The organism is Symmachiella dynata (assembly GCF_007747995.1).
In the GTDB taxonomy this organism is placed as follows: Bacteria; Planctomycetota; Planctomycetia; order Planctomycetales; family Planctomycetaceae; genus Symmachiella; species Symmachiella dynata.
In genome coordinates this window covers 3,172,911-3,193,779 of sequence record NZ_CP036276.1, presented here as the reverse complement: position 1 = coordinate 3,193,779, position 20,869 = coordinate 3,172,911, and the positions used below count along the sequence as shown (strand labels likewise).

Annotated in this window: 18 protein-coding genes; 13 read left to right on the top strand and 5 right to left on the bottom strand. The window is 55.3% G+C overall.

From position 1 onward, the window contains the following. Positions 1-659 precede the first annotated feature (659 nt). The 10 genes from Mal52_RS12355 (at position 660) to Mal52_RS12310 (ending at position 12,389) form a co-directional block, all read left to right on the top strand. On the top strand, positions 660-2,354 hold the full coding sequence (locus Mal52_RS12355; RefSeq protein ID WP_145376471.1) for a GspE/PulE family protein: 1,695 nt from the start codon (positions 660-662) through the stop codon (positions 2,352-2,354). Between the two features lie 62 nt (positions 2,355-2,416). Next, a complete protein-coding gene (locus tag Mal52_RS12350) occupies positions 2,417-3,634 on the top strand; it encodes a type II secretion system F family protein (RefSeq protein ID WP_145376469.1) in 1,218 nt (405 codons plus the stop codon). Positions 3,635-3,709: 75 nt separating this feature from the next. Further along, positions 3,710-4,210 carry a type II secretion system major pseudopilin GspG gene (gene gspG / locus Mal52_RS12345; RefSeq protein WP_197534856.1) on the top strand — a complete coding sequence of 167 codons (501 nt, stop codon included), beginning with the start codon at positions 3,710-3,712 and terminating at the stop codon, positions 4,208-4,210. 69 nt (positions 4,211-4,279) lie between these two features. Further along, a complete protein-coding gene (locus Mal52_RS12340; RefSeq protein WP_231962634.1) occupies positions 4,280-4,918 on the top strand; it encodes a pilus assembly FimT family protein in 639 nt (212 codons plus the stop codon). Further along, positions 4,915-5,379, top strand: a complete 465-nt coding sequence (locus Mal52_RS12335) for a type IV pilus modification PilV family protein (protein ID WP_145376466.1) — start codon at positions 4,915-4,917, stop codon at positions 5,377-5,379. Before Mal52_RS12340 ends, Mal52_RS12335 begins: the two co-directional genes overlap by 4 nt. Continuing rightward, positions 5,376-6,452, top strand: coding sequence for a type II secretion system protein GspJ (locus Mal52_RS12330; protein WP_145376464.1), 1,077 nt, complete (start codon positions 5,376-5,378; stop codon positions 6,450-6,452). The genes Mal52_RS12335 and Mal52_RS12330 overlap by 4 nt, the downstream gene beginning before the upstream one ends. After that, on the top strand, positions 6,449-8,035 hold the full coding sequence (locus Mal52_RS12325; protein ID WP_145376462.1) for a type II secretion system protein GspK: 1,587 nt from the start codon (positions 6,449-6,451) through the stop codon (positions 8,033-8,035). Before Mal52_RS12330 ends, Mal52_RS12325 begins: the two co-directional genes overlap by 4 nt. Positions 8,036-8,186: 151 nt before the next feature. Continuing rightward, a complete protein-coding gene (locus tag Mal52_RS12320) occupies positions 8,187-9,908 on the top strand; it encodes a hypothetical protein (RefSeq protein ID WP_145376460.1) in 1,722 nt (573 codons plus the stop codon). Next, on the top strand, positions 9,908-10,786 hold the full coding sequence (locus Mal52_RS12315) for a hypothetical protein (RefSeq protein WP_145376458.1): 879 nt from the start codon (positions 9,908-9,910) through the stop codon (positions 10,784-10,786). Before Mal52_RS12320 ends, Mal52_RS12315 begins: the two co-directional genes overlap by 1 nt. A gap of 103 nt (positions 10,787-10,889) precedes the next feature. Continuing rightward, positions 10,890-12,389: a M81 family metallopeptidase gene (locus tag Mal52_RS12310; RefSeq protein WP_145376457.1), complete on the top strand. Its 1,500-nt coding sequence runs from the start codon at positions 10,890-10,892 to the stop codon at positions 12,387-12,389. 91 nt (positions 12,390-12,480) lie between these two features. Here the strand turns inward: Mal52_RS12310 and Mal52_RS12305 are convergent, their stop codons facing one another. The 3 genes from Mal52_RS12305 to Mal52_RS12295 form a co-directional block, all read right to left on the bottom strand. Next, positions 12,481-12,996 (bottom strand): REP-associated tyrosine transposase, encoded by a 516-nt coding sequence (locus tag Mal52_RS12305; protein WP_145376455.1) that lies wholly within the window; start codon positions 12,994-12,996, stop codon positions 12,481-12,483. A 283-nt stretch (positions 12,997-13,279) separates the two neighbouring features. After that, entirely contained in the window at positions 13,280-13,945 is a 666-nt protein-coding gene (locus Mal52_RS12300; RefSeq protein ID WP_197534855.1) for a metallophosphoesterase family protein, read from the bottom strand. A 183-nt stretch (positions 13,946-14,128) separates the two neighbouring features. Then, the gene (locus tag Mal52_RS12295) at positions 14,129-15,379 is read right to left on the bottom strand and encodes an argininosuccinate synthase (protein WP_145376451.1); all 1,251 of its coding nucleotides are present in this window, start codon (positions 15,377-15,379) and stop codon (positions 14,129-14,131) included. A gap of 260 nt (positions 15,380-15,639) precedes the next feature. Here Mal52_RS12295 and Mal52_RS12290 point away from each other — a divergent pair, with 260 nt between their 5' ends. The 3 genes from Mal52_RS12290 to Mal52_RS12280 all read left to right on the top strand — a co-directional run bounded on the left by Mal52_RS12290 (position 15,640) and on the right by Mal52_RS12280 (position 18,148). Continuing rightward, entirely contained in the window at positions 15,640-16,992 is a 1,353-nt protein-coding gene (locus Mal52_RS12290; protein WP_145376449.1) for an aminotransferase family protein, read from the top strand. A gap of 75 nt (positions 16,993-17,067) precedes the next feature. Beyond that, a complete protein-coding gene (locus tag Mal52_RS12285) occupies positions 17,068-17,751 on the top strand; it encodes a Uma2 family endonuclease (protein WP_145376448.1) in 684 nt (227 codons plus the stop codon). Between the two features lie 40 nt (positions 17,752-17,791). Continuing rightward, positions 17,792-18,148 (top strand): hypothetical protein, encoded by a 357-nt coding sequence (locus Mal52_RS12280; protein WP_145376446.1) that lies wholly within the window; start codon positions 17,792-17,794, stop codon positions 18,146-18,148. A 165-nt stretch (positions 18,149-18,313) separates the two neighbouring features. Here Mal52_RS12280 and groL read toward each other — a convergent pair whose 3' ends face one another. Beyond that, positions 18,314-19,927: a chaperonin GroEL gene (gene groL / locus Mal52_RS12275; RefSeq protein WP_145376444.1), complete on the bottom strand. Its 1,614-nt coding sequence runs from the start codon at positions 19,925-19,927 to the stop codon at positions 18,314-18,316. 135 nt (positions 19,928-20,062) lie between these two features. Further along, entirely contained in the window at positions 20,063-20,374 is a 312-nt protein-coding gene (locus Mal52_RS12270; protein WP_197533894.1) for a co-chaperone GroES, read from the bottom strand. Positions 20,375-20,869: the final 495 nt, after the last annotated feature.

The following is a 20,869-nucleotide window of genomic DNA, read 5'->3' as shown; positions in this document are numbered from 1 at the left end:
ATTCTTTCGTCATAATCCGAAAATGCGTACAGTCAATTGTCACAAACGGCCCTCTAGCGAGTTTATCACGGTTAGGAACGGTGAGCCAGGAATAGGGGCATCGATACATCAAACAATTGACATATCAAAAGGCTTTCGCCACCGTTCTATGGGATGATTTGCCTAAATGATAGAGCACAGCGCGTTGGTCCCCCCTGAGGTGTCCGCTGAGAAAAACAGACATTTGATCGTTTTTTCAAAAGCAGCTGCATTTCATAAGTTCTTAACGAAAAGCAGCTTGCGTCATCTGAGTCTCGTCACTATCGTGTATCGCTGGAGTGGGGAAGCTGGCTATTGACTGTTATGAGAAGTTGGCATAAACTAAGACGCATACGTTATTCCCCACCTAAACTGAACTGGGACGAGTCCTCAATCACCGTGGCCTAGACGGTAAGAGCGGACCCGTACCAACCCACCAGTTTTCCTACCTTGAAGTAGCGAAGCCATGTGACCCACCACAACGGTCACTGGTTTGGCAGGCTGTAACACGCCAAGACTACCCGCGGATTTTGCGTTCGTTGATGTCAGACCCATTGATGTCGATTGCAGTTTTCGTTGGTTGATAACAAATTCGGCCCCGCGCTGATTTTGTCCTACCTCCATATTACCCACCAAATACAATGACATCCCTAGACACCGCCAAAGAGCCGTTGGTCCTCGACGCTCGTCAGCTGCGCATCGCTCGAGAAGCGCAAGCCGACGACGGACGACTGGATCGCGCTGCCGCTGAGTTGGGTTTACCCAGCGAAGATGCGGCATTGCAGGCTGTTTGCGCCACGCTCGGGTTGGAACTCGTCGATCTCGCAAATTACGACGTCGATTTGTCGCTGCTCCACGAGTTCGATGTCAAATTGATTCATCGCTACAGCATCTTTCCGATCGGCCGCCAGGATGGCTCGATCATCGTCGCCACGAAAGACCCATTTGACCTGCACGCGTTGGATGCAGTCGGGGCATCGACCGGAGTCGGCGTCACGCCGGTTGTGGCGGCTCCTGACGAGTTGAACAAGCTGATCAAATCGAATCTGGGTGTCGGTGCCGAAACGATCGATGGCTTGATGGCGCAGCGTGAAGACGCGGGCGGCATCGAAGTTCTTGACGAATTGGAATGGGACCAGTCGGAAGACGCGGCGATGGCTCAAGAAGCCTCGGTCGTCCGGCTCGTTAACGAAATCCTCAGCGAAGCTGTTGAAGCTCGCACGAGTGATATTCACTTGGAATGCCAAGCCAAGGGCATGAAGCTGCGGTATCGCATCGACGGTGTGCTACAGCGTCAACCGCTCCCGCCGGAACTCAATCGTTTTCAAGCGGCGATCCTCAGCCGGTTGAAAATCATGGCCAAGATGAACATCGCCGAAAAACGCGTGCCGCAAGATGGGCGGATCAAGCTGCGTGTTTCGGGCCGCGAAGTCGATATTCGTGTTTCCATGATCCCCATGCTGCATGGCGAAGGGGTCGTCATGCGTGTTCTCGACAAGGACAAGATGAACTTCTCCTTGAAGGGCATCGGCATGGATGAAGACATCTACAACCAATTCCAAAAGCTGATCACACTGCCGCACGGAATTATTCTCGTCACTGGGCCAACCGGTTCAGGAAAAACGACGACACTCTACAGCGCGCTCAACGAAATTAAGAACGAAGAAAACAAGATCATCACCACCGAGGATCCAATCGAATATCAACTCGATGGGATCAACCAGATTCAGGTGCATCACAAAGTCGGGCTGACTTTCGCCGCCAGTTTGCGGGCGATCTTGCGGCACGATCCGGACGTGGTGCTCGTGGGTGAAATTCGGGACCAAGAAACCGCCGAAAACGCGATTCAAGCCTCGCTGACTGGCCACTTGGTCTTCAGCACCTTGCACACCAACGACGCCGCCGGCGCATTCATGCGTCTGGTCGACATGGGTGTCGAACCGTTTCTGGTCAGCAGTACGGTCGAGGGCGTGATGGCCCAACGTTTGGTGCGAACCCTCTGCCGCGAATGCTGCGAAGCTTACGAACCGAGCAAAGACGAATTGCCGGACGATTTCCCGATGGACCTGATGCGGGAACAAGGGGCTCAAATCTTTCGACCTGTTGGTTGTCGCGCTTGCCGTAACGCGGGGTACTCCGGGCGAGTTGGTTTGTACGAACTGCTGCGTGCCAATGAGGAAATCCGCAATTTAGCAACAGAGCGGATGTCGTCAACGATTATCAAAAAAGCGGCGATCAAAGCCGGCATGCAATCACTACGACACAACGGATGGAAAAAAGTGCTCGAAGGCCGGACCTCAGTGGATGAAGTCCTGCGTGTGAGTAAAGAAGACTAAAACGCCCCTCTCAAACTGGTGAGGGGATCACGATGATTTTCAAAGAGAACAACTGACTGACAATGCCTGAGTTTGCCTATACAGCCCGAAACATGACCGGCGAAGACGTGGTGGGTTCCATCACTGCCGGCAGCCGCCGCGAAGCGCTCAATACGCTCGCTGAGCGCGCATTGTTTCCGGTTCGTGTAGACAGCACAGAAAAGGCCAAGCCGCTCTTTGACTTCAAGTTGTCCATGGGCCGGAAGATCAAGGCGGAAGTCTTGGCCTCAACGCTGACGCAGTTGTCGGACCTCTTGGAAAACGGCGTACCGCTGCTCAATTCGCTCAAGTTACTGTCTGAGCAATGTGCCCACGAGCGGATGAAAGAAGTCCTCACGGCGATTCACGACCAAGTCGTCGAAGGGGCTCCGTTGGACGAGGCGTTTGCCCAACATCCTGAGGTGTTCGGTGAGTTGACGGTCAGCATGGTCCGTGCCGGTTCCGAAGGGGCATTTTTGGAAGACGCACTCAAGCGGACCGCTGACTTTTTGGAACTGCAGGAAGAAATGAAAAGCCGCGTCAAAGGGGCGATGGCTTATCCGGCATTCCTGGCAGCTGCTGGTTTCGTGGTCACAGTCGTGTTGATTGTGTTCTTCGTGCCGAAATTTGCGGAACTGTTTAAACAACTGGAGAAGCAAGGCGGATTGCCGACTCCCACCGTGGTGTTGTTGGCACTGAGTGATTTCCTCGGGCGGTGGGGCATCTTCTTAATTGCCGGACTGTTCGCCTTAGGGAGTTACGTGAAGAAACAGTTGGCCAAACCAGCTGGCCGACATTTAGTGGATCGCTGGAAATTAAAGATCCCCGTTGCGGGCAGCATTTTTCTGGGGTCAGCTGTTTCGCGGTTTTGCCGCGTGTTGGGCACGCTGCTGCGAAATGGAGTCCCGCTGCTACGAGCCTTGGAGATCAGCCAAGACTCAACAGGGAATTTGGTGTTGGCCGATGCGATCAAAGCTTCGGCGGAGAATATTTCTTCAGGCGACACACTGTCACAGCCACTGGGCGAATGTGGGCTGATTCCCAAACCGGTGATGGCCATGATCAAGATCGCCGAAGAATCGAACAACTTAGAGAACGTGTTAATCAATGTCGCGGACGGTATCGACCGCAAAATCGGACGTCAGATCGACATCATGGTACGGCTCGTCGAACCGACCATGTTGATGGTCATGGGCACGGTGATTTTGTTTGTACTGGTGGCTTTATTGCTGCCGGTATTCGACATGAGCGCAACGATGTAATTGAAGGCGTGGAAATCCCCGCCACTGAAAAAATTCAAATAACGAAAAAACTGGACTGCAATTCTAGGGAGCAAAATGATGAGACGGATTCAACAGACAAAAAGAAACCCGCAACAACGCGGTGGTTTTACATTAATCGAAATGCTGGTCGTTCTGGCAATTCTGGTTCTCCTGATGTCAATGGTTGGTCCCCGTATTCTGGGCAGCCGAGAGAAGGCGGACATTAGCAGCACCAAGACCCAAATCGGCATGTTTCGGGGTTCCTTGGAGCAATACAACCTGGACACACGCTCCTATCCGTCGACTGAGGAAGGTCTTGTAGCCTTGGTCGAAGCTCCGGCCGACGAAGAAGAAGGGACGTCCAACTGGGATGGTCCTTACATCAGTAAGTCGGAAATTCCTAAAGATCCCTGGGGTAACGATTATCAGTACGAGTTTCCCCCTGAGCATGGTAAGGGCGATTTCCCTGACATTTGGTCGTACGGTCCTGATGGCGAAGATAACACTGACGACGACATCACGAACTGGACGAAAGAAGAAGGCGAAGAGGGCGAAGAAACCTCGACTGAGGAGTAAATCCTCGCGGCATTTGGGCCGATATGTACCAGGAACGACCGACTTTGACTTAACGGCAGGATGAAAACGATGTTGGCGACAAGACGAAAAACAACCAAAAATGGGCGTCAGAACCGTCGGGGAACGACGCTTCAGGAAATGCTGGTTGTCCTGGCAATTGTGGTTTCCCTGGTAGGATCGGGATGGCCGGCAATTAGCGGGGGACTGGGTAAAAGCCAATTGCGCAGTGGAGCCAAGCAGCTTCGCTCGGAATTGGCCAAGGCCCGGCTGACCGCCATGGAAAATGGCGTGGCGTACCAGTTCCGCTACCAATTGGGAACGGGGCATTTTGAAGTCGCTCCTGTCTCGGCCCTCAATGACGAAGGTGAGCAAACCGTCACCGAAGATGAAGATGCGGAAGCGGCACTGCCGATTTTCGAATTGGAACTGCCCGAAGGCGTCGTATTCGGTGGCCAGACGGAGAACCAAGAAGAGGGTTATTCCTCCCTGGCTTTCGAGGAAACTCAAACCGTCGAAGCGGTCGACACTCTGTCAGATTCCCGTTCCGAAGAGTGGTCGGCACCGATTGTCTTTTTCCCCAACGGTCGCACTGCCAACGCCCAATTCACATTGCAAAATGAAGATGGGCACCTCATCATGGTGACGCTACGAGGCTTAACCGGTTCCGCTAAGGTAGGCGATTTGAAAAAGGTTGAGGTCCCAGAATGACCAACGTTCGCCGCGAGGGATTTTCATTAATGGAAGTCATACTCGCGATGAGCATCCTGCTGGGAGGCGTGGTCGTCTTGGGGCGACTGGCCTCCATCGGTGCGAAACACGCCCGAACCGCTGAGGACTTGGCTGCCGCTCAACTGCTCTGCGAAGCCCGCATTACGGAAATCCTCGCGGGAATTGCTCCTGCTGAAACGCTGGAAGAGGAACCGCTGCCCAACTCACCCGACTGGGTGATCTCTCAGGAATTGCTACCACTTGAGCAGCCCGGTGTTGTGGCGTTGTCGGTCACTGTCACACGTGCACCGGAGGACTTAGCCGGCTTGGCAACGGCACCGACTGAAGATAAAAAAAAGGTCTCGGTTACGCTTGTCCGTTGGATGTTGGACCCAAGCATCGCACAGTTTGGATCGACCGCGCCGGGATCCTCCTCTGCAGCAGGGGCCATCTCACCATGAGACGCATCCCCGCCAATCTGCCCCGCCGCCCCCGTTCCACGACTCGTAGTGGATTCACATTGATGGAGGTGCTGCTGGTTACAATTCTGTCCGCCGTCTTAATGGTCGGCTTGTGGAATCTGTTTGGCACCTACATTCGGTTGTTCGAGTCGGGACCGGCCCGCACAGAACGCGCGCAGTTGTTGCGTGCATTGAAACAACAACTCAGTGACGACCTGCGGGGCGCGATTCAGATTGCTGAAATCCCCGATGTCTCCTCGAACGTGATGACGTTCGGCACTGATGCGACGTCCTCCGAACTTACTCCCGATGGCGAGACAGAGGCAGCCGCTACCATTTCTTCCTCATCCGAGTCCTCCCCCTTACCGCGATTTGGAATTGTGGGAACCTCCCAATCGCTGGCGATCGTGACTTTGCAAGTTCCCGCGGTCTCCCCCAACGACCCGTCCGCCTCGGATTTGCAGGTAGACTTCACGGAACCGACGACATCACTCGCGCCGGAATTGCGCACCGTGCTCTATACATTCAACGAGATGCGCGAACAGTCCCCGCTGGACCACGGGCCGCCGCCGGGATTATTGCGCCGCGACTTGGATTGGCAAACCGCACTCTCCGACCGTGAGTTCGCCGCTGCCTCCGAATTTGGAATCGCCGACTCGCCCGATGTGGGCAGTAGCGAGGAAATCGTGATCGACGATTCCATGATGTGGGTGCCGGAGATTTCTGAACTGAAAATCCGCTACTTCGGCAACGGCCGCTGGCAGACATCCTGGGACAGTTTGCAAAGCAAAACGTTGCCATCGGCCGTGGAAATCATCCTGGAATTGCACGACCCCGAAGACCTCAATGCGGATGAGAATGAGGAAACCGCAATCGATTCGTCATCCGAACCCGAAGAGTTGGTATTGGATAACGAAGTGGGCTCCAACTTCATCGACCCGGAAGAAAACCAGAATCCGCAGCAGCGCATTTTGATTTATCTCCCCGGCGGCCTCAAAGGATCGCACTCTAGCAGCGGAGGATTGGGATTTCCCGCTTCCGATAGCCAGGAACTGCCGGGAGGGACGCCATGATTTCCCAGCGACCGGCTCAACACTCATCGTCCCCGCGGCAGGGAATGATCTTGATCGTGGTGACGATCGTCTTAGTGATGATCAGCCTGGCTGGATTTGGTTTTGTGGCGGTGATGTACACCGAAAACAAAGCCGCTCACTTAAACGTCGATGAAATCCATGTCGACTATGCAGCCGCTTCGGGAGAGGAACTACTCAAAGCGGTCTTGGCCCAAGGTCCTCCAGGGCGCATAGCCATGGGTGGTTTGTTCGACAATCCTGATTTGTTCAAAGGGCAAGTCCTCTACCTCGAACCGGGCACCCAGGCCGTGGTGCGGTTCAGCGTGTTGGTTCCTCGAATCGAAGAAGGAAATATCATCGGCATACGGTATGGCGCCGAAAACGAATCAGCACGCATCAACCTCTCAGTGCTCGCGCAGTGGGAAGAGGCCATTCCAGATTCGGGGCGCAACGCCCTGATGCAATTGCCCGAAATGACCGACTCGGTAGCCGATGCCATCATGGATTGGTTGGATGCAGATTCCACTCCACGCAGCAGCGGAGCCGAACGAGATTACTACAGCGGGCTAGATCCCCCCATGCAGCCCCGCAACGGGCCTGTCGAATCGTTAGAGGAACTCCTGCTGGTCAAAGGAGTCACGCGCGAACTGCTCTTCGGCAGCGACACGAATCAAAATCACTTCGTCGAGCAAGACGAAATCGATTCAGTCGCCGGTGGTTTGGGGCACAGCGGAAGTTCTTCCGGTCTGCCTTGGGCGGCATATTTGACGCTGTATAGCGGCGAACGCAATACCCGTCCCGATGGACCCCCGCGGATTGACATCAACCATCCCGATCTGCAATTGCTTTATCAAACATTATCGGGGGCACTAAACGAACCTTGGGCGCGGTTCCTGATTGCTTATCGACAATTCGGTCCTTACACAGGCAGTGAGGAAGGACAAGCCAATGCAACAGTCACGTTGGATTTGAATCTGCCATCGAAATTCAAAATCACCAGTCTGCTGGACCTGATCGATGCGCGGGTCTCGATCCCGCAAGCGTCCGGCCCCCCCGAGGTTTTTCTCAGTCCGTTCACCAGTTCGCCCGATTCGCTGCGGACAAGTTTACCGCTCTTGCTGGATCAAGTTACGGTCGACAAGTCGCCCGTGTTGGTGGGACGGATTAATATCAACACCGCCCCCCGCGAGGTGATTGCCGCTGTCCCGGGAATGCCTGAGACCCAAGTCGAACAGATTTTGGCAGGTCGCGGCTTGCAGGGTGGGACGGAAGAACCCAGCCGGCGGCATCCGACGTGGCTGTTGGCACAAAACTTGGTCAGCCTAGAGACGATGCGAGAATTGATGCCCTATTTGACGTGCGGCGGTGACGTCTACCGTGCACAGGTGGTCGGCTATTTTGACAGCGGGACCCCTTCAGCCCGCGCCGAAGTGGTCATTGATGCTACCGGCGAGGTACCACGTCAGGTATACTATAAGAACCTTCGGCTGCTGGGACGCGGATTTGACATGGAGATGCTTCGCGGCGAGCAGCTAGAAGACCTACCCACACCATCCACCGCTGATTCCGCCGATACGGAGTAGTCAGTGCGTTCGGTCGCATTCGAATTTCAGCCCCGGCTTTTCCAAAGCCTTTGATGCTGCGGTTCGGCTGCACACTCCACATTGTTAATGGTCGCCATCCGCGGCAAACCTTTCCCACGGACGGCAATAACCCACTTGGAGACTGCTCCCCATGGCACGCATGCTGGCCTTGGACTGGACCCGCAATGAAGCCCGCTATGTTCTCGCTAACAGCAGCGGCGAAAAGCTGACGATCGAAGCGTCCGGCGCGATTTCCTTGTCTGAACTTGCAGATGCGGATTTCGCAAGCGCCGAGAAATTTGGCGAGGCGATCCGCACCGGATTGTCGTCTGCTAAAGTCGGACGCGCAACGACCCTGTTGGGCATGAGTCGCGAGCAAGTCGAACTCCTCAATTTTTCCGTCCCCGCAGTCCCCCCGACGGAACTTCCGGAGATTGTTTTAAATCTGGCGATGCGGGAATCTCCCACTGTCACGGAAGAGTCGGTTGTCGATTTTGTTTCGTCACCCGATGGTGAAGACGAAACAGCCGAAGTGACAGCGGCCGCGGTGACTGCCGAAAAGTTTCGCTGGATTCAACAAGCCTGCACAACTGCAAAACTAGCGCCGCAAAAAATCGTACTCCGCCCCTATGCAACGGCTGCGTTGTTGCCGGCGGGCAACGCTCAACGTTCGCTGTTGGTCAATCGCGTCGGCGAAGACGTTGATCTGACGGTCGTCGATGCGGGACATGTGGTCTTTTCACGCTCGGTGCGTGTGCCTGCACAAGATAACAACGAGGCGACCACCAGCCGGTTGATGCAGGAAATTCGCCGCACCATGATGGTCGCGCCGCACGGAAGTGGAAACCGCGGCGTCGAAGCGGTCTACTTGCTGGGCCGCGAAGAAGAACATGCGGAATTGCTCGCGGTGATTCGCCGGGAATTCGCATCCGACCGCCCCGGGGGAGCGGACGACCATACGTCCGATGTGGATGTCAGTGCTTTTGACGTCTTTGCATCGCTCGGCGTCGATCACGAGGCGATTCCCAAGAACTCAGGCAGCTACGCCGCGCTGTTGGGAATGTTGCGGACCGAAGCAGACGGGGGCACGCATCCGTTTGATTTCCTGAATCCTCGCAAGCCTCCGAAACCACCCGATCGCAAACGCATCATGATGCTCGTCGGAGGTTTGGCCCTGGTGGCGGCGGTGGTCTTTGCGTATCCGCTGTACGAAGAATATCAGGACAACCAAGCCACAATCGACGGCCTGATGAGCGAAATCAAAGAGGCCAAGGCCAGCGAGAAAACGATCAAAAAACAAGCGGCGATCGCTGCCACCCTCTCCAAATGGGAGTCGGGAGGTGTGAACTGGCTGAACGAACTACAAACCTTTTCCACACGATTTCCGCCCCCGCGGGATGCAATGGTGTTACGCATGGCGCTGTCCTCATCGCGGGGAGGAATTATCACGTTCAACGGATTGGCCCGTGACCCAGCGGTGGTCACACGCATGGAACTAGATCTCCGCGACGACACGCACGACATTCAAACCCCCCGCGTCCAAGAACGCGTGCAGGAAAATGGTTATACCTGGCAGTTCGAAACCAAAGTGAGTATGACCCCACCCAAAGCAGCGTCGAAAGAGTCGGAGAAATCAGCAGAGAAATCATCCGGCAAAGAAGAAAAAACGAAGTCGGACGAGAAGAAGTCGTCCGCAGCCGATAAAAAACCAACTTCGAAATCCAAGACAGCCAAAAAGACAGCACCTGCTAAGAAAACTCCTTCCGATGAAACGGAAGACGAGACAACCCAATCCTCAAAAAAACCGGCCGAAGACTCTAAAGACAAACCATCAACAGACAAGCAGCCGGCAGAGAAGGGGGGGGCGAAATAATGGAAACTCGCCAATTAGTGTTATACGGCCTCTTGGGTGTGATCGTCCTCTTTTTCGGCGGCGAGAAGCTCAAGACATCGTTGATCGACGAACCCTTTGACGCGCAACAAAAGCGGATTGAAAAACTGGAAAAGGATCGCACCAAAGCGAAGAAGACTTTAAACCGCGCCAAGAAAACCAGCCGCCGTATTGCCGAATGGGAAGAGCAGTCGCTGCCAGCCGATCCCAGTACGGCGCGGACGGTCTATCAAGAATGGTTGGTTGATGTCGTGGATCGCTCCCGACTGACAACCCCCAGTTTTGACTCCGGCACCCCTGTGTTGCGAAACGGCATTTATCATTCGCTCACCTTCTCCGTCCGTGCCCGTGGGACATTGCAACAGTTCACAGCCTTCTTGTACGAATTCTATCGCGCCGATTTTCTGCATCAGATCCAGTCGATCGGCATTACGCCGCTGCGCAGCGCCGGATTGCTGGACCTATCGATTTCGATTGAAGCTGTCGCCATGACCAACTCGGCCTATGCCCAAGACTTGCCAACGGCGATCGCAGAAGAATTCGCAGACAAGGACATCACCTACTTTTCGCCGATCGTGAGACGCAACATCTTTGGGATCGGTGGCGAAGCAGACCCTGCCAATTTCACCCGGCTGACCGCTGTCACGGAACAAGGCGACACGGAAGCCTGGTTCACATTGGGTTCAGAAAACCGAGTGATCCGACTCAAGCAAGGCGAGATGCTGGATGTGGGCCAGTTCACCGGCACCGTGGCGGAAATTCACCGGACCGACGTGATCCTCGAAGCCCGCGGCGAACGCTGGTTACTTTCCATCGGCGAAAACCTCAACGAAGCCAGCGCACTGCCGCCGGAGTTTTAGGCTTGCGGCTTGAGTAGTGAAGCCCGAGGGTGCCACTGGCGGCTTGTCCGCCAGTGCTTAAGATGTCCGTTGCAGATCATCAATCTTAACAAGGACTGGTTCGATGCGGATTGCGATTGGGCAGTTGTGGCAAGAGACGAATACCTTCAACCGCAATCCCACGACGCGGGCTGATTTTGAGAATTGGGGCGTCGCTGTCGGGGACGAAATCGTTGCCCAATATAGCGAAACAGGCGAACTGGGCGGATTCATTTCCGCCTGCCGCGACTGGGACGCGGGTGTGGAATTCGCAGGACTGGTCCGCTGCGCCTGTTGGCCCTGGGGCCGCGTCGATGTGCCAACGCACGAGTGGATCCGCGCCGCTTTCGCTGAGCAACTCGAATCAATGGGACCGGTTGATGGAGTGTTGTTGGCTCTGCACGGAGCAATGGCGGCCGATGATGAGCATGATTTAACCGGAGCGCTGCTGGCCCAAGTTCGCGCCGCAGTCGGACCGGACATCCCAGTGATCGGTACGCTCGACTTGCACGCCAATGTCACCCAACTGATGCTCGACAGCGCTGACTTGCTGGTCGGATACCACGCCTGCCCGCACTTAGATGCCTTCGAAACCGGACAACGCGCGGTCGCCGGTCTCAGGTGCATGCTCCAGCAACAGGTGCGGCCGACGACAGTTTCGCGCAAACTCCCCATGATCGTTGCCGCTGAAAGCCACAACACATTCACCGGCCCCCCGGCACCGCTGTATCGACAACTTGAAGCATTAGAAAAAGAGGAGGACATCCTCACAGCCGGCATCTATATGGCGATGCCTTGGTTCGACTGCCCGCATTTGGGGTGGTCGGTCGTCCTCTCCACCACCGGGCGGCGCGATGCGCAGCAAATCGTCGACGACTTAGCCGAGCAGTGTTGGGCCTTGCGCAAGCCGATGGCTGACATCGAGCGGTTTCCTCCCGCCGAAGTCGTCGCACGGGCCAAAGCGCATGCGGGACATCCCATCGTCATCGGCGACGGCGCTGATGCGACCAACAGCGGCGCACCGGGCGACTCCACGCATCTATTGCGGGAATTCCTCGCCCAGCAACCGATTCCGCACGGAGCACTCACATTTCTAGTCGATCCCGAAGCAGTCGCCACGGCGACACAGGCGGGCATCGGCGGACCGTTTCATGCGTTTGTGGGAGGAAGTTTCGCACCGGAGTATTCCGAACCGCTGGAATTTCGCGGGACGGTGGAAAACCTACTCGACGTGAATTTCGTCCTCGACGGACACATCGGCAAAAAGCTCCCCATCCACATGGGCCGCGGAGCCGTCGTCCGCTCGGGCGATGTCACTGTGCTCTTCACAGAAAAGAACGGCCCAGGAAGTTCGCCGCTATTGTACGAAGCAGCCGGTCTCGATCCACGAACCTGCGGAATCGTCGTCGCCAAATCCCCAGCAGGTTTTCGCGCCGACTACGACCCATTCGTCGCCGGGACCTACCTCGCCGATTGCCCCGGTTGTGCCATGCCCGATTGGCCGCGGCTGAATTTCCACAACGTGCATCGCCCGTTGTGGCCGCTCAATGCGTTTGAGCTTGTGAGTGATGCGGAGTGGTGTTGAGGGCGGGTGTCAAACGCTGTTGATTTGTGAAACACAGGGTGGCCCCGAAAGATTCTTTCGGGGCCGACGAAGTCGGCAGGAGTTGCTGTGATTAATTCGGCCCATCAATTGGAACACCCACAGATTTCCTCTCAAAATACCAGCGTGCGGAACTCCACTGCCAATCAACGCATCGCTCCACCAAACCGGCTCGCACTGGGTTGAGATGCATGTAATCCAATTTTTCGGAGAGTTTTCTATCTGAGTAGATTTCAATAGAGTAATACTTCGGCGTCCAAAAGCAGTCGGGCAGGTCACCAAATTGGAAATAAGCGGAATTCCCTTCGCGGTACCATTTTCGAATGGCGTGGCTTGAGCGACGCTTCCAATGCTGCATAAATCTGCTCAACTGACCGGTCTCGGAGAACTGGATCAAAACGTGTACGTGGTTGGGCATCACCACGAATCCCAGACACTTTGCAAAACGATGTTCCAGTTGCGTGTTCAGTTGTCCTAGCAGAATTCGTTTAGGTTGATCCTCATCAAGCAGACGGCGGCGTCCCTGACAGGAAAACGTGACAAAATGACAGTAGAGCTTGTCATCGAATTGGCGGCGTTTATCGGACATGCATGAATGATGTGCGAATCGAATCATCGGATCAAGCACTTTCCGGCTGAACCAGACACATTCCTACGACATCGCCGAGGTCAATAACTCCTGCGGCTGCGCCGCCCCGAAAGAATCTTTCGGGGCCACCCCGCGCTGCTAATCTTGCAAACCGCGCCCTATACACCGATGCGGCTCAGCAGGAGCTTCGCCCTCCCGGTCCCCGCTCTCACGAGGGGTAGTGACCAACGGGAGCGGCCTACCCCCCACCGAGCGGAAGCTCGCACAAAGCGGCTGTGCCGCGCTATTGGGGGTAGCCGGTGCGGGAGTGGCCGGATTGGTTGGCTTGGTAGATGATGTTGGTTCCTGTGTCCAAACAAGTCAGCCAGCCGTGATTGGCGTAGGCCATGGTGTCGATGCCGACCCAGCCGGGAAAGACGAGCGGGTCGCCTGACATTTGTGGCGAGTGTCCGCAGATCACGCGTTGGCCAGTGGGCCAGGGGGGTTCCATGGCGGTGAGCCGGTCCCACCGCAAGGCTTGCCCCGGTTGTTGTTCGAGCGGAACGCCGGGCGTTAGATTGGCGTGGACGAAAATGTCGCGGGGCGTATCGACGTAGTTCAGGCCGGACCGCATGAATTCGTAATGCTCTTCGGGAACATCATCAAAACTCCCTCCATACGACTCGAGCGCTTCGCGGCCCCCGTGCATCATCCATGGCCCCAGCCATTCGCCACCGGCCATGGCGTTGAGAAACATCTCCTCGTGATTGCCCATGATGAATAGCAGGTGGCATTGCTGCCGCAACTGGAGCAGTCGGTCGATGACCTGTTTGGTCCCCGGACCGCGGTCGACGGCATCTCCCAGCACAACGACGGTATCGTCGGGCTGCACATCGACTTCGGTGAGCAACGTATCGAGCGCGTGATCACACCCGTGGATATCGCCAATGGCTAACGTCCGTCCCGGCACTGGTTCTCCATCCCGCCTGTTGGATTTTTTATCAAAAAGCCCACTGAAAGTTGGGGTCGCCGAAATAAACGTAGGTCATGCTGTGCATGACGAATCTCGGAGGAGTATCATCCCAGCAAGTCTCGTCATGCACTGCATGACCTACGAATCCTTAGCAAAGTTTTTCTCTAAAGACGCCTCGCCCTATTTGTCATCTGCTGAGGGCATGATCCGTGCCGGACGCATGCTTGGTTCTTCTTTGAGCAACTGTTGCCGTGCTTGGGTTTGTTGGCTCAATCCGTGGATTTTGATGAACCCGATCGCCGTCTCGTGGGGGAATTTATCTCCCTCTTCGTACGTCGCCAACTCTTCGGAATACAGACTGTATTCGCTCTTCATGCCGGTGGCGGTGATTTTTCCTTTGTAAAGTTGCACGCGGACATGGCCACTGACGAACTTTTGTGTCTCGGAGACATACGCCATCAACGATTTGTGGAACGCGCTAAACCACAACCCGTCATAGATGATGTCGGCGCAGGTCTGTGAGACATAGGTATTGAACCGTTGTGCCTGACGGCTGAGCGTGAGGAACTCCAGTTCCTTATGGGCATGATGCAAAATCACAGCTGCGGGAGCTTCGTAGATTTCGCGGCTCTTAATCCCCACGAGGCGGTTTTCGACGTGGTCGATGCGCCCCACACCGTTGGCGCCACCGATCTCGTTGAGCTTTTCAATCAACGGCACCGCATCCATCGGCTCACCGTCAATATGTGTCGGTCGGCCCTGATCGAATTCAATGACCACCTCCACCGGTTCATCGGGAGCGGTCAACGGGTCGGTGGTCCATTTGTAGGCGTCGGCCGGGGGAGCGATCCAGGGGTTTTCTAAAATCCCTGCTTCGACGCTGCGGCCCCACAAGTTTTGGTCGACGCTATAAATGCTTTGCTTGGTCGCATCGACTTCGATGCCGTGCTTGCGGGCGTATTCCAATTCTTCGGTCCGCGTCCACTTCCATTCGCGGACCGGGGCGATGACTTTCAGGTGTGGTGCCAGAGTTTGGACGGAAACATCGAAACGGACTTGGTCATTCCCCTTGCCGGTGCAACCATGCGCAACGGCCGTGGCGCCATGTTCCTTGGCTGCTTCGACCATTCTCCAGGCAATCAACGGACGTCCCAGCGCGGTGGCGAGCGGATATTTTCCTTCGTACATCGTGCCGGCCATCAACGAAGGCCACACGAAGTTGTCGACGAACAAGTTCCGCGCGTCTTCGATGATCGCATCGACGGCACCGGTCTTGATCGCCTTTTCCTTGATCGCATCCAACTCGCGGCCTTGGCCCAAGTCGCACGTGAACGTGACCACGTCCATGTTGTAGGTTTCGTTGATCCATTTTACGGCGACCGAGGTATCTAGTCCGCCGCTATACGCCAAAATGACTTTCTCACGTGCCACTGTCGTTTACCTGCTGTCAAAAAAGTGCTGCCATGGCCGATATTGCGGCACGGCCCCGACGGGAAATTGTACGATTCGCCCCAATCGCCCCAAGCAAGGACGGCGGGACATCGCTGCGATTATAGCCACCGGTAGGCTGCCGTTGCTACTCACTTCAGGGCACGGCTGGTACCATTTGGGGGAGGCGGGGCCTGATTGGCGATTTCTCCGCCCCTCAATCTAGTTATCTCCATGGATTTGGACTTCGATAAGGACCGGTTATGCCCACCCAGACACGAGAAGATTTCCTCGCCCGCGACCAGGCTCACTTGATCCACCCACTCCATAACCCCCGCGTGCATGCAGAGCATGGGCACATGTGGGTGAAAGGCGAAGGGGCAATCCTCACCGATATCGACGGCAAAGAATATATCGACGGTCTTTCCGGACTGTGGAACGTCGTCGCCGGGCACGGTCGCAAAGAACTGGTCGATGCCGCCGCGCAGCAAATGCAGACCTTGCCCTACGTTTCGGGGTATGCCGGCAGCACAAACCGACCGGCAATCGAATTGGCCGAAAAGATCAACGAGTTGACCTATCCCAACATCACGCGTTTTTTCTTCACCTCCGGCGGCGGCGAATCGAGTGACAGTTCCTTCAAAACGGCCCGCTATTATTGGCGGTTGCGGGGCAAACCGGAAAAGACCAAAGTCATTTCCCGACAATGGGGTTATCACGGGGTGACGCTCGCGGCGATGAGCGCGACCGGCATCTCCGGCTATTGGCCGATGTTCGAACCGCGCGTGCCGGGGTTTTTGCATATCCCCTCGCCGTATCCCTATCGCTACGAGGCACCGGCGGGGGGCAGTCAAGGAGCCGCCGCCGCCAATGAGTTGGAACAAGCGATTCTACGCGAAGGCCAAGAGACCGTGGGCATGTTCTTCGCCGAGCCGGTCCAAGGCGCCGGGGGCGTGATCGTGCCCCAGGATGACTATTGGCCACGGATTCGTGAAATCTGTGACAAGTACGAGGTGTTGTTGGTCACCGATGAAGTGATCACCGGCTTTGGCCGTACGGGCAAGATGTTTGGCCTGGAACACTGGAACGTCAAACCCGACATGATTCAGTTCGCTAAAGCGATCACCTCGGGCTATTTTCCGCTGGGGGGAATCGGTATCAGCGAAGAGATTGCCGAGACTTTAGAATCGGGTGATGCGGTCTGGATGCACGCCTACACTTATAGCGCGCATCCCGTCGGCTGCGCGGTGGCGGTACGGAACTTGGAAATCATCCAGGCCGAAGATTTTCCCGCTCAAGCAGCAGAGAAGGGGGCCTATTTGCTCAAAAATCTCCGCGAAGCACTCGCTGACCATCCCCACGTCGGCGATGTTCGGGGACTCGGCTTAATGACGGCTGTGGAACTGGTCCGTGACAAAGCGACCAAGGAAGAATTCCCCGCCGCAGAGAATATGGGAGTCAAGTTGCACCTGGAAACGCAAAAGCGAGGCCTATTCAGCCGGCTGCGGGGAGACGTGTTTTGCATCGCCCCACCGGTCATCTCCAGCCGCGAGATCTTGGACCGCATTGTCGACATCATGTCCGAATCGGTACGGGCGTTGTTTGACGGGAAATAAAATTTTGAGTCGGCGGCACACAGCGATATAATAGAACTGTGACCGTCCTTCGAGTTCCGGTATTGGATCGTTTTTATGTCGACCGCTTATATCTCCTTTGAAGAACAAGTTCGGATTCCGAGCGCTGCGTTCGACTTACCGGGATTTCGACGCTGGGTCCATTCCGATGACTATCCGGAACGGGGCAAGATCTCGTTCATTGACGGGGAGATCGTGGTCGACCTGAGCCCGGAAGAAATCTCGTCCCATGCGCAGTTGAAATTGAGCATACACGCACAGTTGTGGATGTTCGTCCGGAAACACAAGTTGGGCAAATGCTATCCGGATGGCGTCTTGCTCATCAACGAAGCGGCCAACGTTTCCAATGAACCAGATTTCATGTTCTGTTCCATAGAAGCATTGCGATCGAGGCGAGTCCAAGAGCGAGAAATTGTAGAGGACAGTAGAAGATTCGTGGAACTTGCCGGCTCCCCCGATCTCGTTGTGGAGTTGGTCAGCCGCACATCTGTCCGCAAAGACACCAAACTTCTGCGAGACCGTTATTACGCCGCAGGCATTGAAGAGTATTGGCTGATCGACGCCCGTGGCGAGGAAATTGATTTCAAGCTATTAAAACGCGGTAAGTCCGGATATCTCGAGACGACTCCCGACGCCGACGGTTTTCTGCGTTCGACTGTGCTCAACGCATCATTTCAACTCACGCGAACTTGGAATGAGATTTTGGGCTTCGAATACACGCTGCGCGAATTAGAACAGTGATACGAACTTTCGTTCGGGTTCGATAGTTGGAGCTCCTCAAGTGCCTGTTGTCATTGCGATGCCGTTGAGAAGCGCTGCAGACATTATTCCACTGTTGGTCGTTGCGTTATTCTTCAGCGGTCCATTTGCGGTTATTTTGGCTGCTGTCTTTGTAAAATTATCGTATCGGGTTTCCTCGGACCGACGTGGCCGCATCATCAACTTACTGGCGGGGTTGTTTGGTGCAATTCCAGGATGTCTCTTGGGTGAGCACTTATACTGGAAAGCTCACAATTCGATGCCTGCAATTGTCTATTTTGCCGGTGGAGCCGCCCTTGGCGGAATTTCCGGAATCACCGGCGTGTTGCTGATTCGCATTTACATGAGACATTTGCAAAGCCGGAAACTAGCGGAATAGACAGACGTCAATTCACACCAGCCGCAGTGAATTAGGTTTCGGTAAAAAGCATTCACTTAAATACCAACAGCACAAAAAACACCCGGTCGAGATTGACTCTCGACCGGGTGTTTTAAGTTTTATCCGCATCCCCAACCAACGGCAGTACCGTTGTGGGGGCGTTTCTTAGTACAGGTCTTGATCTCCGCCGCCGCCACCTTTGCCTTCTTTGGGCAAATCGGCGATCAACGCGTCGCTGGTGAGCAACAACGTCGCGACACTGGCGGAATTGGTCAGCGCGGTACGGGTCACTTTGGTGGGATCAATCACACCCGCTTTGACCAAGTCTTCGAACTTGTCGGTCGCGGCGTTGTAACCTTTGTTGCCGTCCAATTCGGAGACCTTTTCGCAGATCACAGCACCGTCGACACCGGCGTTGTTGGAGATTTGCGTCAGCGGTGCGCGGCAGGCACGCAGGATGATGTTGTAGCCCACTTCTTCGTCATGCGACAATTTGCCGGGCTTGACTGAGCTGCTCGATCGCAGCAAGGCGACACCACCACCGGGAAGAATGCCTTCTTCGACAGCTGCGCGAGTGGCGTGCAAGGCATCCTCGACACGAGCCTTCTTTTCTTTCATTTCGCTTTCCGTAGCCGCACCCACATTCAATTGGGCCACGCCACCGGAGAGTTTTGCCACGCGTTCTTCGAGTTTTTCACGATCGTAATCGCTGGTCGACGCTTCCAATTCGCGGCGAATTTGCTCGATGCGGGATTTGATGTCGGCCGTCTTGCCTTTGCCTTCGATGATCGTCGTATTGTCTTTGTCGACCACGACTCTCTTGGCAACACCCAGATCGGAAAGTTGCACGTTCTCGAGTTTGACACCCAGATCTTCGAAGATCGCCGTGCCGCCAACCATGACCGCCAAGTCTTGCAACATCGCTTTGCGACGATCGCCGTAACCGGGCGATTTGACCGCGACGCACTTGAACGTGCCGCGGAGTTTGTTGATCACCAGAGTCGCCAAGGCTTCGCCTTCGATGTCTTCGGCAACGATCAACAACGGTTTCCCGGAGTTGACGACTTTCTCCAACACGGGGACCAAGTCCTTGATGTTGGAAATTTTCTTTTCGTGGATCAGGACATAGCAATCCTCGAAGGCACATTCCATCGATTGCGGATCGGTCACGAAGTACGGTGACAGATAACCGCGATCGAATTGCATACCTTCGACGACTTCAAAGTCGGTCGTCAGGCTGGTGCCTTCTTCGACGGTGATTACGCCATCTTTACCGACTTGCTCCATGGCTTCGGCCAGGATGCGGCCGATTTCTTGGTCGCCGTTGGAAGCGATCGTCGCGACTTGGGAGATCGCCTTTTTGGTGCGGCAATCGATCGACATCTCATGCAGTTTTTCAATGATGTCGGACACCGCTTTGTCCATGCCGCGTTTCATACCGATGGGGCTCACACCGGCGACAACCGCCTTGAGACCTTCGTTATAAATCGCTTCGGCCATGATCGTGGCGGTGGTTGTTCCGTCACCGGCGATGTCGGAAGTCTTGCTGGCGACTTCCCGCACCATCTTGGCGCCCATGTCTTCGAACTTGTCGGCCAGTTCGATTTCGCGAGCAACTGTCACGCCGTCTTTAGTCACGGTGGGTGAGCCAAAGCTCTTTTGCAAGATGACGTTGCGGCCTTTGGGGCCGAGCGTGACTCGCACTGCTTTGGCCAGCTTGCTCAAGCCCGCCCGAATCTTTTCCTGAGCTTCCTGATCGAAAGCAATCATCTTGGCCATCTGTCAAATTCTCCTGTTTCTTATTCGATCTGACGAACGTATGTATCGTGGGTCGTTAATTGAATGAGGGGTGAGACTGATAATCATCGACGTCGGCAAAATCCAGCGCGAGCCAATCAGCCTTGCCTGAGACGATTAGTAAACCGCCAAAATGTCCGATTCACGCATCAACAGCAACTCTTCGTCACCGACTTTGATTTCGTCTCCGCCATAGGAGCTGAAGATCACCTTGTCGCCCGGTTTGACGGTCAGGGGAAGACGCTTGCCTTCGCCGGTCATGTGTCCATCTCCGACGGAAATGACTTCACCACGCTGCGGCTTGCTGGCCGCGGAGTCGGGCAGAACGATACCGCCGGCTGTTGTTGTCTCGGCAGCTTCGCGACGGAGCACCACGCGGTCCCCCAACGGAACAATCTTCATTCCACCCTTCGAGGCCTTCTTTGCCATCGAAACTCTCTCCTTCAATCAGTGTATTCCAGTGTTCGAAATCAGTATTTGCCGACCTGTGGAGGCATCTCTTCGCATCCAAATCAAACGGCGCAGACTGTTATGACTCCCAAACGGGCAATCTCCGTGTGTCAAAACACGAGATTGTACCTCGTGCGCGACGCACACTCTCTGCGACACAACGAAAAGCGAACGCCGTGCCAAATCAACTTAAAACGCAAACCCCTACTCTGATAAGACTTGCGGAGTGCCTACCAACCAGCTCCCCTGCCATCCCGGCGGCAATGACCCGCTGGCCCCATAGTTACCTGCCAATCTGGCAGTGAGAGACACAGCTGCCATTGCAAAAGCTAATCGTTACGACCGGACCCCGATTGTTCCACCTTTACGGATTTTGTAGGATTCATGGTTTTTCCGGGGGACAAGTCTCCCGGACCATTGATACAATCAGACCAACCCCATAAATGCCAACAAACGGCCTAACATCTACTTCCC